The sequence below is a fragment of the Emcibacteraceae bacterium genome (assembly GCA_041396985.1).
In the GTDB taxonomy this organism is placed as follows: domain Bacteria; phylum Pseudomonadota; class Alphaproteobacteria; order Sphingomonadales; family Emcibacteraceae; genus Pseudemcibacter.
Genome location: JAWKXO010000005.1, coordinates 256,184 through 270,677, shown reverse-complemented (window position 1 = coordinate 270,677; position 14,494 = coordinate 256,184). Strand labels below are relative to the sequence as shown.

Sequence of the window (14,494 nt, the reverse complement as noted above, 5' to 3'; positions counted from 1 at the left end):
CCTAGGATGAGTAAGTATGGTAAAGTTAACTAAGATTATAATTAAATTAAAATTCTTCGCAAAAATTATTGCCAATTCGCAATATATATCGGCTCTTTTTCTATTTGTTGTATTAACCCTATCAGGTCAGGGTATTGCCGCAGCTGAAGAGAGTGATAACAGCACACCGCTATTGAATTTGAGCCAGGAAGAAAAAAACTGGCTTGCGGAAAATCCGGTTATTAAAGTGGCTGTTGATCCGGCAATCCCGCCCGTTGAGTTCATTGATAAAAATGGCCAGATCAGTGGCATTGCCGGGGCTTATCTCAGAAAAATAGAAAAGAAGCTCAATGTCCGTTTTGAATGGGTTGGCAATAAAGATTTTAATGAAGGCATGTCTATGGTCCAAAACAGTCAGGCCCAGATGCTTTCTGCCGTATCGCCATCAGAAGAAAGAAATAAATATCTTATATTTACAGACAGTTATCTGAATGTTTCCAGTATGATTTTCAGCCGAGATGGGGCAGATATATACGGGGACATGGAAGGACTTCGTGGGCATAAAATTGCTGAAATTAAAGGGTTTGTGCTCAATAAACAGATCAAAGAGGATTACCCGGATATTGAAATAATTGAAGTGCAGACAATTTCGGATGCCCTAAAGCTGGTGTCAGCCGGAAAGGCGGATGCCCATATCGGCAGTGTACCGATTACAAGCTATAATATGACGGCAGAGTCACTGACCAATTTATCAGTTGTCGGTGTCACGCCCTACAAGGGATATATCTCTATGGCTGCAAGGTCAGAATTTCCCCTACTTGCCAGTTCACTGCAAAAAGCGATTGCTTCTATAACAATAACAGAAAGAAACGAAATTCTGCGAAACTGGCTTGTTTTAAAACCCGGTGAAATCCAAAGTAACAATATGGTTTGGTGGGTTCTGATCATTTCCATAATTATTGTAGCCTTAATTCTTGTATGGAATCTGGGGCTTAGAAAAGAAATAAAGCGCCGCAAAAAAGCGGAGGATGAACTGCTGATATCCAGGCTGGATGCGGAAGATGCGAGAGCGGCTGCTGAACATGCAAAATATCTTGCTGAATTATCGCAGGTGGTTGCTGAAGAAGCACAGATCGAAGCGGAAGAGGCCAATAAGGCCAAGTCTGAATTTCTGGCCAATATGTCGCATGAGATCAGAACCCCGCTCAATGCCATTATCGGTTTTTCCGATGTGATGCTTTCCGGAATTTTCGGGGAAATCAAAGAGCCTCGTTATATAGACTATCTCAATAATATTAAAGACAGTGGCGAACATCTGGCAACGGTGATCAAGGATATCCTGGATCTCTCGAAAATAGAGGCAGGGAAATGGCATCTGGTTGAAACCGATTTTTCACTGGATGAATGTGTTGATGATGCTATGAAAATGCTTGAGCCACATGCGCAGCAGAAAAATATCAATTTTACCAAGCAAAAAGGCGAATTTGGACGTCTTATCAGTATTTATGGTGATGCCCATGCCATTAAACGGGCAATTATCAACATTTTATCCAATGCCATTAAATTCACAGGTGAACTGGGCAATGTCACCTGTAAAATAGAGCTCGATGATAAGGGACAGGCTGTAATCAGTGTTGAGGATACAGGGGTGGGTATTCCAGCAAATCGCATTGCGCTTGTTATGAATGCTTTTGAACAGGGTGATGCGTCTTATGATCTTAACGAGGAAGGGACGGGTCTCGGCCTTCCGATCGTTAAAAAACTTGTTGAGCTTCATGGCGGTCAGTTTGAGTTATTCAGTGAAGTCGGTATCGGAACCAAAGCGGTCATTACGCTACCTCAGAACCGTGTTCTACTGACAAAATATGTGCCGATCAAAAAGGTCATTAATAGCTGATCTGATCAATTCTTCCATTTATTTTGCTCTTCTATGATTTTGAAACTCAATTGACTTGTTAATTTCAAAAACGCTTTCTATAATTCTGTCTGCGGGAAGAGTAATTATGGTTGGGTTTTGTGACAGATTATAGGGCAGTTAAATTCATTTTAGGCTTCATTGCAGGATTTATATCCTTATTCTGCATCGTCGTGTCAGCATGGGGGCAGGATGGTGCATCTGTGTCAAAGGCTGGCGATTTTCTAAATGAAAAGGAAAAGGCATGGGTTGCCGAGCATCCCGTGCTTCGAGCTACAAATTATACGAGTTGGGCACCGCTTGATTATTTTGATGGTGAGAAACCGACCGGATTTTCAGTGGATTATCTTAACCTGGTGGCTGAAAAAATAGGGTTCAGTTTAGACTATAATACCAATGACAGTGTTGAGGAAATACACAGGCAGCTAAAAAATCATGAAGTGGATATTACCCACGCACTGGTTATCAATGATGCGCGAAAAGGCTATCTGAATTTTACAAGTCCATATCTGGGGATGCCGTTATATTTTTTCGGGCGTACCGGTTCGCAGCCAATCAAAACAATTGATGATCTTAAAGGGCGACGTATAGGGGTCATTAACGGGATTGCCAGTGCAACGGTGATCAAGGAATATTACGGATATCTTGATCTGGTTGAACAGCAATCCGTTGTTCAGGCGTTCAAATCCCTTCAGGAAGGCGAGATTGATGTTTTTACGGTGGTGTTGCCGGTTGCCAATTATACCATTTCACGCAATTCGATTACTGGCGTAGAGGTTATCGGACAAAGTGTCTTTCCGGAACTTAATCAGGGAAACCCGATCAGGCTAGCCGCCCGTAAGGACTGGCCAATACTGACACAGATTCTTGAAAAGGGTAAGGCACAGGTGAGTGATGCCGAATTTCGTGCACTCTCAAACAAATGGCAGGCAGAATACAGAAGCGAAAATGATATTGGCCTGACAGATGAGGAAAAAGACTGGCTCGCGAATAACCCTGTGATCAGGGTTGCGGCAGACCCGACTATTCCACCACTTGAATTTATTGATCAGAATGGCCGTGTCAGCGGTATGTCCGGCGCCTACCTAGATGAAATTGAAAAAAAGCTCAACGTCCGTTTTGAATGGGTTGGAAATAAAAATTTTGCTGAAGGCATGACTATTTTTCTAAACGGTGGTGCCGATGTTATTTCAGCCATCGTTAATACTGAAGACCGCCAGCAGCTGATGAATTTCACAGATAGTTACATTTCACTTGCCAATGTAATATTCACCAGAAATGGATCACCGGTCTTTAGTACGATGGATGGTCTATTTGGTCACAAGCTTGCACAGATTAAAGGTTTTCGAAACACTGTCGCCATTCGCCGCGAATTTCCTGGAATTGAAATTGTTGAAGTTGACAGTATTGCGGATATGCTTCGTCTATTGGCAACTGGCGAAGTGGATGCCTCGGTTGGCGATATACTGACCAGCAGTTATGCAATTGCACAGGAAGGGTATACCCAGCTTATCGTTGCCGGGGAAACGCCCTATAATACTGAGCTTTCAATGGCAATAACACCTGATAAACCACTTTTGGCCAGTGCAATGGCAAAGGCAATGCAATCTATCCCGGCCAGTAAAAAAGTGGAAATCTCAAGCAACTGGCTATCCGTTAAACTGGATACAAGACAGAATTATGACCTTGTCTGGGCTTTACTTGCCGGATCAGGTGTCGTGATTTTGCTTTTCTTATTCTGGGCGATCAGTTTGAAACGCGAAGTGGCCAGAAGGCAGCGAATTGAGGAGCAGTTAAAGGAATCAAAAGCGAAGGCGCAGGAAGCAAATAAAGCCAGATCAAACTTCCTTGCCAATATGAGCCATGAGATCAGAACCCCGCTTAATGCCATCATCGGCTTTTCCGAAGTAATGTCGTCGGGTGTCTACGGGGACATCAAGGAAGAAAAATACCGTGAATATATTAAGGATATCAAAGACAGTGGCGAACATCTGGCTACGGTCGTCAATGACATTCTTGATCTGACAAAAATTGATACAGGTAAATGGGAAATATTTGAAGGGGAATTTGATATTCTGAAATGTGTTCAGGATACGGTCAAAATGTTAGGTGTCCAGGCGGAGGAAAAAGGCATAAACCTTTCTTTGAATACGGATTATCTTAAACGTGATATAATAATTTTTGCCGATGAACATGCGATTAAAAGAGCGCTGATTAATCTTTTGTCAAATTCAATGAAATTTACCAAACGTGGTGGCAAGGTTACTTGTTATTTATCAAGTGAGGATGATGGAGCCCTCAGAATTGTGGTAAAGGATAATGGTATCGGCATTCCGAAGGAAAAACTGGAGCATGTGCTTATTCCATTCGGGCAGGGCCATGAAGATCATAAGCAAAAGGACGCGGGTACGGGATTGGGTCTTCCTATTGTAAAGCATCTGGCGGAACTTCATCAGGGACATTTCATTCTTGAAAGCGAGGTAGGGGTGGGGACGACAGCAACACTCTGGCTGCCGCATTCAAGAGTGTTTCAGAACACCAAATCAGGTTGAAGGGTAAAAAAAATAAGTGATGCAATTTGCATTTGCCAGTAAGCCAATATATATGTCACTACAGATTTAATAATTTAATTTGAGAATAATAAATTATGGCTACTGATAAAACTGTATCGGCAAAAGAGGCATTGAAAATTGCGGAAGAGGCCGCAGCCAAAGGTGATCGGGAAAAAGCGATTAAATATTATAATGCTGTTTTACAAAAATATCCGGACAATGAGAAGGCAATAGCAGGATATCAAAAGCTGCATCCAAACACTTTGTTTCGCAGCGATATTGATGATCTTGAAAAGTTATTTTCTGAAGGTAAACACAAAGAGGTGGAAGTCAGGGCAGGTATGTATCTGGAACGATATCCGGATGTTGCCGAACTATGGAATTTACTTGGGTCTGTTACATTGATTAATGGCAATGCTGAAAAAGCATTGGGGCATTTCAAAAAAGCTGCAACTATCGAGCCTTATAATGCTGATATTCAATTTAACCTTGGCAACGCTTTCCGGGCAACTGGCGACATCAAACGCGCCAAAATCAGCTATGATCAGTCAATGAAATTTAATGAGAAACATGTCGGGGCCATGAATGCTCAGGGCACTATTTATATGCAGGAAAAGCAATTTAAAAATGCTGTGGGTATATTCATGAAAGCGGCGAAGCTGGCTCCTAAATCAGTTGGAACTTTAGCTAATACTGCCATAGCTTTAAAGGCAATTGGGGATTATAATCAGGCGATAAACTATTACCGTAGGGTTATTGATTTTGATGGAACTCCATTAAGAATATTTATTGATCTGGCAGATTGTGAATTGCTTAACGGTAATCCGGATGAGGCAAGAAGGATATTTGAAATAATTACTAATGAAGGTCCGGAAAATTATATGGCACATTTCCAATATGGTCTGTTTCTGAAAAAAATTGGCGATGAAGCCGGTGCGGATGAGCAATTCGAAAAAGCCATCAAACTTAATCCTGATTTGAAGGTTCCCGGTAAAGTAAATTAATTTGCAAATTGAAAATTACAAATCAGGGCCAAGTTTTGCGAAAATATTGGCAAATATCTCCATGCCGTCCCAAAGATGGCCGATTTTGATATTTTCATTGGGCGCATGCTGATTATTGTCAAAGTTGGCAATGGGCAAAATAACAATATTGGTATCAAGCGCATTATCAATATAGCTGAGTGGCATACTGCCGCCCATGGTCGGCAGCACGATCATATCCCCATTGGTATAATCATCGATAATTTTAATAAGGGCTTTTGATACCGGGGTTGCGGTAGATGTCCTGATCGCTTTATAACTTCCGCGCCAGGAAACTTTTGCCACCTTTTCATGGGATCTTAATGTGTCCACATCAGGATCCTTATCAGTAATAAAATAGCCCTGTTTTTCAATATGGCGTAAAAGCCGGTCGGCAATCACCTCCGCGTCCATATCCGGCACTGTTCTGACACGGATTTGCATGGAGGCCGAAGTGGGGATCACGCCGCCTGTTTCGCCGGATGTTTCAATGCGGCGAATGTTTAAACCGGGCAACATAATACTTTCCTCATAGCGTTTGCCGGGGCTTTCCTGCCTTTTTATGCCAAGGTCATATTTCAGCGCTACATCATTGTTGGCCTGATTATTTATGATTTCGAGCTCTTCATTCGTCGGCATGATGACCTGGTCATAAAAACCGTCTATCAGGATATTGGAATCTTCGTCACGCATGGATGTGATCAGATAGGCCAGTTCCCCATTGGGGTTCGGGCTAAAATTACCGTAATGGCCACTATGAAGCGGACGGGCGGCGCCATAAACGGTCACAGACATGCTAAATCCGCCACGCACCCCGAATACAAGGGTTTTTTTATCGCTCTGATGCAGTGGTGAATCGCAAAACAGCCAGAGGTCGGCCCCAAGCCGGTCTTTATATTTCTCAATATAGTCCGGCACATGGGGAGAGCCGCTTTCCTCCTCGCCTTCTATGAAGAACTTGATATTCATGGATGGGGAAATGCCGGCTTTTTGCATGGCTTCAAGGGCAATCAGCATGGAAATGATCGGTGCCCGGTCATCCGCGGCTGACCGGGAAAATATCCTGATAGTCGGATCAAGCGGATAGGTTAAATCGGAATAGGCTATATCCTTACCGCCGCGATAGGGAAAATCTGTCCGAAAAACGGGCTCAAACGGTGATGATGACCAAAGGGCAGGGTTGACCGGCTGACCGTCATAATGGGCATAAAACATCAGGGTTTTTGTTGCGCCCGGCGTCATCAGTTCACCGTAAATGACCGGCGGTACATCAGGCAGTTCAAGCAGGCTTGTTTTAATGCCGCGCCTTTCCATCATGGAGCGGATATGGGCGGCATTCCTATCCATATCTGATAGGGTTGAGGGTATATTGGGCATTTTTAAAAGTGCCATATACTCGTCAATAATTTCCTTTTCATGGGTGCTGCGATAGGTTCTGACGATATCCGTTACACTTTGGGCATGGACGATGCTCAGCATAAGCGCGTAGACGATGGCGGCTGCGACTGTTCTGGTGATCATTTTTTCCCCTCTATCCTGTTTCTATAAATATCTTAGTCACACTATGTGTTGTTTGACAAGTGGAGGAGGATGATTAATTATCATAAATGGGAAAAAGAGGGAGGCATATTTGCGTAAAATTATCATCATCAGTCTGTTTTTTATAGGGACAATTTCATCCGGTCTGGCGCAGGATAAGGAAAAGCAGGAAGTAAGGAAAATCACCATCATTCAGGCGGGGACCCTGATGGCGGTGGCCGGGGAAAAGCCGCTTAAAGAACAGTCCATCATCATTGAAGACGGCAAAATTGTTGATGTGCTGCCGTCCTACCGATCAGCTTATGAGGAAGCAGAAGTTAAAATTGTTGATCTAAAAGACAAATTCGTCATGGCGGGATTGATGGATATGCATGTGCATCTGGCAATGGCGGGTGGCCCGGGCAAGGATTCAGGCGATGTGGCGCTGGCCGGGGTCAAGAATGCCTATAAAACACTTATGATCGGTTTTACCACGGTCCGTGATCTTGGCGCGACGGATGATACCATTTTCAAGCTGAGGAAAGATATCAACAGCGGGGAAATTATCGGCCCACGCATTCTTGCCGCCGGGCAGATTATCGGCGTTGGCGGAAGGGCGGACGGGAAAGAATGTAACGGCGTTGAAAGCTGTCGCAAGACCACCCGCGATATGATCAGCCATGGGGCCGACTGGATTAAAATATATGCGTCGTGCAGTGGCGGGCTATTATGTTCCAATAAAGATGGCCCGGCTGTTTTTTTTGATGATGAAATCGGCGCGATCATGGATGTTGCCAAAAAATATAAAATCAAGGTCGCGGCCCATACCCATCCGCGTGACAGTGCGCTTCAGGTATTAAAATTCGGTGTATCATCAATTGAGCACGGCTCTTACATCAATGACGAAGCCATGAAAATCATGGTTCGTGACGGGGTTTATTATGTGCCGACGGTATCGGTTATGGACCTGCTGGAAGATGTGGTGGCAAAGGGGGAAAACCCGCCGGAAATGCTGGCCCATGACCAGGCGTTTCTGGATAATAACCCGGGCAATATTTTTAAAGCCTATAAAAATGGGGTTAAAATAGCCACCGGGACAGATGCGGGGGTTGTCCCGCACGGGAAAAATTACCGCGAAGTGGAACGCTTTGTCGAGTTGGGTATGACAAATGCAGATGCCTTGAAGGCGGGAACCATCAATAGCGCTGAACTGATTGATATGTCAGACAGGCTCGGCACCATTGAAAAGGGTAAAATAGCCGACATTATTGCCGTAACCGGAAACCCGCTTGAGCAGATTAAAGACATTGAAAATGTGATATTTGTGATGAAAGAGGGGCGGATTTATAAAAGTACGAAAGATTAAGTCTTGCATATATGAATTTTTGTGAAATAGTGTGCCAGAATGAATAGACAAGTTGCAGGAGAAATAAAATGGCCATCATGCCCATGTCCGAATTTGAACGGTTTTTGATCATGTTTGATCGTCTGTTTGAATTTGTCGAAACCTATATTCATAAAACACCGGAAGATAAATATGAGTGGATCCCGGTTGAAGGGCCGGGGGTGAGTTTTGGTGACAGGCTCGAAAATATCACGATTAAAGGGCTTTATGTGCACCTGACAACGTCTGAGGATGGCTTTATCAATTCGTTATTGGAAATTCAGGATGGCGGCGAAATCCCGCTTCCGATCAATAAGGAACTGACCAGTAAGGTTTATGATGGTGACTTTATCGCCCTTGGCCGCGAGCTTCATGAAAATGCGATGGAAAAATTGAAGAATATTTCACCGGAACGGCTTTCAAAAACCGTTTATTTTCAGGGCGGCGAATATAGCGTTATGGGCTTTTTATGGGCGCTTTATGCGCATTATGCCTATCATTTAGGTAATATTGATACCTATATGCGGCAAGGCAATATGAACCCGACAGCATTTTTCAACTTCCCGACAAGCGAAATGGCATAAACTATATGAAAACAATTGGATTGCTGGGGGGATTAAGCTGGGAAAGTACCGTTGTTTATTACCGGGAAATCAACAGATTGGTTGGCAAGGCGCTTGGCGGTTATCACAGCGCAAAAATCATTTTAAACAGTCTTGAATTTTCTGGACTTGAGGAAATGATGAAAAAGGAAAACTGGGCCGATATTCAACGTGTACTCGTTGAAGGGGCCCGGGTAGTTGAAGATGCGGGGGCAGATTTCTTGCTTATCTGTTCCAATACCATGCACCGTAATGAAATGGTCATTCGCGAAAATATTGATATTCCGGTGCTGCATATTGCTGATGCCACGGCTGACGCGCTGATCCGGGACGGCATTAAAAAAGTCGGGCTTCTGGGCACCATATTCACTATGGAACAGGATTATTATAAAGGACGGCTAAAGGATAAATTTGGACTTGAGGTTATAGTTCCCCCCAAAGCCGAACGCCAGCGGGTTCATGCAATCATTGATGAAATCTGCATGGGGGAAACAAATGAAAAGTCAAAAGCGGATTATCAGCGGATCATAAAGAATATGGCAAAACGCGGTGCAGAGGCTGTTATCCTTGGCTGCACCGAAATCGGCATATTAATCAAGGACGGTGAAGCGGTCGTACCGCTTTATGACACGGCGCTTATTCATTCGGAAGCCGCCGTGAAAATGGCGATAGAATAAGGAAAGATTATGAAAACCATTGGACTGCTCGGCGGTATGAGCTGGGAAAGCAGCGCGCTTTATTACCGGGACATAAATGAAGGCATCAAAAAATCACTCGGCGGGCTTCATAGTGCACAGATTGCTATGGTCAGTGTTGATTTCGAGCCGATTGAGAAACTTCAGCATGCCGGTGACTGGGACGGGACGGCTGAAATTCTGATCAAGGCGGCAAAGGGAATTGAAGCGGCAGGGGCCGATTTTATGCTGATCTGCACCAATACTATGCATGAAGTTGCGCCGCAGATTGAAAAGAATATCGGTATTCCGATACTCCATATTGCCGATGCAACAGCAGAAGTGATTAAGGAAATGGGGCTTAAAACAGTCGGTCTGATTGGCACCGCATTTACCATGGAGCGTGATTTTTACAAGGGACGTCTAACAGATAAGCATTCCATCAATGTTATTACTCCTGATGAAAAAGACCGTAAAATAATCCATGATGTTATTTATCATGAACTGGTTCTGGGCGTCATCAAGGATACATCAAAGGCGGAATATCACCGTATCATCAAGAAACTGTCTGACGATGGCGCGGAGGCCGTTATCCTAGGCTGCACCGAAATCGGCATGCTGGTCAAACAGGTGGATACGGATGTGACTGTGCTTGATACCACATCAATCCATTCCAAAAAAGCGGTTGAAAAGGCCATAGAATAAATTCTTGAATGACGCATTTTTCAGAATAGGCTTGACATTTGGATAATATATCCATAATTCTCGATATATGGATATAAAAAATGCCCTTTCAGCGTTTCAATCGCTTTCACAGGAAACTAGGCTTCGGACCTTTCGGTTGTTGGTTGAGTATGGTGCTAGTGGCTGTGCGGCAACGGTGCTTAGTGATAAGCTCGGTGTGCCACAAAATACGCTTTCTTTTCATCTTTCCCATTTAAGCCATGCCGGACTTGTCACCTCAAAGCGGGAAGGGCGCAGCATCATTTATTTTGCAGCGTTGGAGCAGATAGAGGATCTGATGGATTTCATGGCTGAAAACTGCTGCATTTCTGCCGATGCGGATTGCCTGACCCCATCACGACTGAAAAATAAAAAACACTGCTAACGGGACTTTTAAATGACTGAGCAAGAAAAATCACCGCTCGGGGCTTTTGGCCGGTATTTAAGCCTCTGGGTCGGGCTTTCGATATTGGGTGGTATTTTACTTGGTAATTTTATACCGGGACTGTTTTCACTGATTGCGGGTCTTGACTATGCCAATGTCAATCTGGTGGTCGCGGTCCTGATCTGGGTCATGATCTACCCGATGATGGCGCAGATTGATTTTACCAGTCTTAAAGATCTTGGCAGCCGACCACGCGGGCTTTTCATAACTCTGGTGATCAACTGGCTGATTAAGCCTTTTTCCATGGCAGCGATCGGGGTTTTGTTTTTTAAATATATTTATACCGGGCTGGTGGATGCGAATGACGCGAAAGAGTATATCGCCGGAATGATCCTGCTTGGCGTGGCGCCATGCACAGCGATGGTGTTTGTCTGGAGCCAGTTGACCCGCGGTGATGCCGGTTATACCCTGGTGCAGGTGTCAATCAATGACCTGATCATGATTGTTGCATTTGCGCCGATTGCGGCCTTTCTGCTGGATATGACCGATATTATCGTGCCGTGGCAGACATTATTTCTGTCTGTTATGCTTTATGTGGTTATTCCGCTGGCAGCGGGAGCGCTTACCCGCCGCATGTTGGTCAGAAAAAATGATTTAAGGGCATTAAACAGGTTTACCAAGTCGCTTGAACCCTGGTCAATGATCGGGTTGCTGGCAACAGTAGTAATTCTATTTGGTTTACAGGCTGAGACGATCCTGGCAAAGCCGCTGATTATACTGCTGATTGCTATACCGCTCATCTTACAGACTTACGGGATATTTGCCATTGCCTATGGCTGGGCCTATTTCTGGAAAATTCCCCATAATGTGGCGGCCCCGGCGGCAATGATCGGCACGTCCAATTTTTTTGAATTGGCGGTTGCCGTGGCGATCAGCCTGTTCGGGCTGGACTCGGGCGCTGCCCTTGCCACTGTGGTTGGCGTTCTGGTTGAAGTGCCGGTGATGTTGTCACTGGTCTCTATCGCCAACCGGACAAGGAATAAATTCGCCTGATTTTTTAATCGGCGGCAATCAGCTTGCCGTAACTGCCCCGATCCATGTCAATAATTTCCACCGTCAGACTTTTGGTGTTGCCAATATGGGGGCCAAGGGCGGCGACTAAATGATCGCTTAAGAAATTTTTTTCTTCCGCCGTCCGCCCGGACAATATCCGCAGCTTAACATGAATATAATCATCTCGGCTTTGACCGGATTTATAAATATCAAACGCTATGGCGCGCGCCTTGATCGAGGCACGGTCAAAATGACCGGAAGACAAAACCGCCTCAAAGGCGACATCTAGCAGAGCAGACATATCAACTTTTTTTTCAATATCGCGGGTATATTCAATGACACAATGGGGCATGGTTACATTTCCCCTTCGCGTTCTTTGATGCCTTCAATCGCGCCGACAACCATGCGGTTTACCGCTTTCAGTGTCACCTGTTCCGGATCTTCCGCAGGAATGGAGGCAAACCCAATGGCGGCGGTTTTGGGATATTTTTTGAATATTTCCTTGAATAATTTGGCCAGCTCATAACTGGTTGGACCGTTTTCGGTCGGATAATTATGAAACGGCACTTCAGACGCATCAAGGATATCAAGATCAATATGGACATAGATTTTGTCGGAAACCTTGCTAAGCGCTTCCATCTGGTCATAGACATTTTTGCTCAGATTGCGGATATCATCGACCGTGATATTCTGAATGCGTGCAACATCAAGCATATGTTGCTCCATCGGGTCAACATCCCGAAGTCCGGCAGTGACAATATGACTTGATGGTAGTGGCGGCTCCAGTTTTGAATCGCGACGCACCTGTTGAAGGGCTAAGCCATTGGCAATTGCCAACGGCATACCGCCCATGGACCCGGACCGGGTGGTTTCCGGTGTGTTATAATCGGCATGGGCATCAAGCCAGAGAATACTGACCGATGACGTATCAGTGGAGGTTAAGGACTGCTGAAGCCCGGCCAGCATACCAAGTGATGACGGACAGGTGGCAAGAAAACCAATGGTAAAATAGCCGTCCGCTTCATTTTGCATGACATTGTCGGCTAGGCGGCCATTGGCATAGCCCATTTTGCGCCAGCTGCCATATTCTGTTTTTTCGCGCTCCGAGAGTTCAGCGTTGGAGACGCGCACCGTCGCGCCCAAATCACGCAGCATATCCTGTATGCCGCCATTGGCCATAATATGTGGACCGTCCGCCGCAAGCTTGCCGCCGGAAGAGGGCATTTGCACCTGTTTGGCAATGGCGATGCGCATGGTGCCGTCGTCGTTAAAATAATTATGGCTTGTTGTGTTATCCTTTTTAACCAGCTGCGCAAACGAGACAGCGTGAAAAAGGGCAATGAAAATAGCGTATTTCAGGGACCCTGATTTCATGAAAAGTTCCTTTTCGGATTTAATTTTGCGATTTTGAAAAGCTACTATATTAACAAAGGATAAGTCAATCAGCAGGACTTGATCATTTCGGTCATTCTGGTGATAATAACGAAATAATTGCTATTACTGGCGGCAATGATTAAAATTAGGGGGTATATAAAAATGGGAGAAAAGCATGGGAACATTATTCAGGCGAATGCTGATCATTCTGTCCTGTGTCATTATAACGGGATGTTCGGATAGTGATACATCCGGTGACATGTCCGTAACGATGGACGACGTAAGAGAGGCGACCAGAGACATTATCGGCAATAATGCCTTTCTATATTATAAGAATTATGATGATGCCGTGAAATTTTACGGTAAAATTCTGGGGCTAAAAAATGTCTTTGAATTTCCCGGATTTGCCATCATTTACCAGACCAGCCCGACCACCTTTATAACACTGGTTAATGATGACGGATCAGGCCGGGGAATGCATTCGGCGGATGAGCCAAAAACCATTGCCATTGCGCTGCTGACGGACCAGATTGACGGCTGGTATCAATATGCACAGTCCAGGAAATTAAATATCAAAAGCCCGCCAAAGCCCCTTGGGGATAGTCCCCATAATGGCTTTCTGGTGACGGACCCCGGCGGATATATTCTTGAATTTGAACATTTTGCCCCGCACGAGGAAAATGTAAAATTTATGCCGCTGCTTGAGACGTCAGAAAATATTTATGCTGATCCTTATGCGCAAAGCTCGCGGCCGATGGATCTGGGCTTTAAAGGAAGCATTTACTGGCTTTACCATAAGGATGCGAAAGAAGCCGCTGATTTTTATCATGATGTCATGGGACTTGAAAAAATTGTAGAGCAGCCTTTTTCAGATATTTATACGTCTTCCAGAACCGGATATATCGGTCTGGTGCTGGACGGGCGCGGCATTCATAATGCGACCCACGAAAAAGCGGTCAATGTCGGGTTCCTGACCTCAAGCGCGAAAGCTTGGTATGATCATCTTAAAAATGAACCGACCTTCAAGCTTCGCACAAAAGATCTTTTTCATGAAGCTGACGATGACGGCAATGTGCTGATTGATATTGTGATCGGTTATGATCCTGATAATTATTATATTGAAATTGATCAGTTTCTTGATGAGGAAGCCAACAAAGCGATCCGTGCGGCGGTTGGCCAGGAATAGGAATTTAAATTTTATATCAGCTTTTAAAACTCTGCCGGAAAACCCGGCGGTGTTTTTTATGTCTGAAATAAAAAAATAAACGGTAGGGCGTAATTTTAAGGTTTGTTTAACATTTGTTAAGATTTGT

The 14,494-nt window shown here is 44.6% G+C and carries 13 protein-coding genes; 10 read left to right on the top strand and 3 right to left on the bottom strand.

Features of this window, described 5'->3' with window-relative positions:
• Positions 1 to 16: 16 nt before the first annotated feature.
• The 3 genes from R3D86_14065 (at position 17) to R3D86_14055 (ending at position 5,450) form a co-directional block, all read left to right on the top strand.
• Entirely contained in the window at positions 17 to 1,876 is a 1,860-nt protein-coding gene (locus R3D86_14065) for a transporter substrate-binding domain-containing protein (GenBank protein ID MEZ5759342.1), read from the top strand.
• 119 nt (positions 1,877 to 1,995) lie between these two features.
• Entirely contained in the window at positions 1,996 to 4,446 is a 2,451-nt protein-coding gene (locus R3D86_14060) for a transporter substrate-binding domain-containing protein (protein MEZ5759341.1), read from the top strand.
• A gap of 95 nt (positions 4,447 to 4,541) precedes the next feature.
• Positions 4,542 to 5,450 (top strand): tetratricopeptide repeat protein, encoded by a 909-nt coding sequence (locus R3D86_14055; GenBank protein MEZ5759340.1) that lies wholly within the window; start codon positions 4,542 to 4,544, stop codon positions 5,448 to 5,450.
• 15 nt (positions 5,451 to 5,465) lie between these two features.
• Here R3D86_14055 and R3D86_14050 read toward each other — a convergent pair whose 3' ends face one another.
• Complete coding sequence (locus tag R3D86_14050) at positions 5,466 to 6,989, bottom strand: M20/M25/M40 family metallo-hydrolase (GenBank protein ID MEZ5759339.1); 1,524 nt, start codon at positions 6,987 to 6,989, stop codon at positions 5,466 to 5,468.
• A 109-nt stretch (positions 6,990 to 7,098) separates the two neighbouring features.
• On the opposite strand from R3D86_14050, the gene R3D86_14045 reads away from it, so the two are divergent.
• The 6 genes from R3D86_14045 to arsB all read left to right on the top strand — a co-directional run bounded on the left by R3D86_14045 (position 7,099) and on the right by arsB (position 11,807).
• Positions 7,099 to 8,352: an amidohydrolase family protein gene (locus tag R3D86_14045; GenBank protein ID MEZ5759338.1), complete on the top strand. Its 1,254-nt coding sequence runs from the start codon at positions 7,099 to 7,101 to the stop codon at positions 8,350 to 8,352.
• A gap of 68 nt (positions 8,353 to 8,420) precedes the next feature.
• Positions 8,421 to 8,954: a hypothetical protein gene (locus R3D86_14040; protein MEZ5759337.1), complete on the top strand. Its 534-nt coding sequence runs from the start codon at positions 8,421 to 8,423 to the stop codon at positions 8,952 to 8,954.
• Between the two features lie 5 nt (positions 8,955 to 8,959).
• Complete coding sequence (locus R3D86_14035; protein MEZ5759336.1) at positions 8,960 to 9,649, top strand: aspartate/glutamate racemase family protein; 690 nt, start codon at positions 8,960 to 8,962, stop codon at positions 9,647 to 9,649.
• A gap of 9 nt (positions 9,650 to 9,658) precedes the next feature.
• Positions 9,659 to 10,351, top strand: a complete 693-nt coding sequence (locus tag R3D86_14030; GenBank protein MEZ5759335.1) for an aspartate/glutamate racemase family protein — start codon at positions 9,659 to 9,661, stop codon at positions 10,349 to 10,351.
• A gap of 67 nt (positions 10,352 to 10,418) precedes the next feature.
• The gene (locus R3D86_14025; GenBank protein ID MEZ5759334.1) at positions 10,419 to 10,754 is read left to right on the top strand and encodes a metalloregulator ArsR/SmtB family transcription factor; all 336 of its coding nucleotides are present in this window, start codon (positions 10,419 to 10,421) and stop codon (positions 10,752 to 10,754) included.
• 12 nt (positions 10,755 to 10,766) lie between these two features.
• The gene (arsB, locus tag R3D86_14020; protein MEZ5759333.1) at positions 10,767 to 11,807 is read left to right on the top strand and encodes an ACR3 family arsenite efflux transporter; all 1,041 of its coding nucleotides are present in this window, start codon (positions 10,767 to 10,769) and stop codon (positions 11,805 to 11,807) included.
• Positions 11,808 to 11,811: 4 nt separating this feature from the next.
• Here arsB and R3D86_14015 read toward each other — a convergent pair whose 3' ends face one another.
• Positions 11,812 to 12,159 carry a 5-carboxymethyl-2-hydroxymuconate Delta-isomerase gene (locus R3D86_14015; protein MEZ5759332.1) on the bottom strand — a complete coding sequence of 116 codons (348 nt, stop codon included), beginning with the start codon at positions 12,157 to 12,159 and terminating at the stop codon, positions 11,812 to 11,814.
• A 2-nt stretch (positions 12,160 to 12,161) separates the two neighbouring features.
• Positions 12,162 to 13,181, bottom strand: coding sequence for an arginase family protein (locus tag R3D86_14010; protein MEZ5759331.1), 1,020 nt, complete (start codon positions 13,179 to 13,181; stop codon positions 12,162 to 12,164).
• Between the two features lie 175 nt (positions 13,182 to 13,356).
• On the opposite strand from R3D86_14010, the gene R3D86_14005 reads away from it, so the two are divergent.
• Complete coding sequence (locus R3D86_14005) at positions 13,357 to 14,367, top strand: VOC family protein (GenBank protein ID MEZ5759330.1); 1,011 nt, start codon at positions 13,357 to 13,359, stop codon at positions 14,365 to 14,367.
• Positions 14,368 to 14,494: the final 127 nt, after the last annotated feature.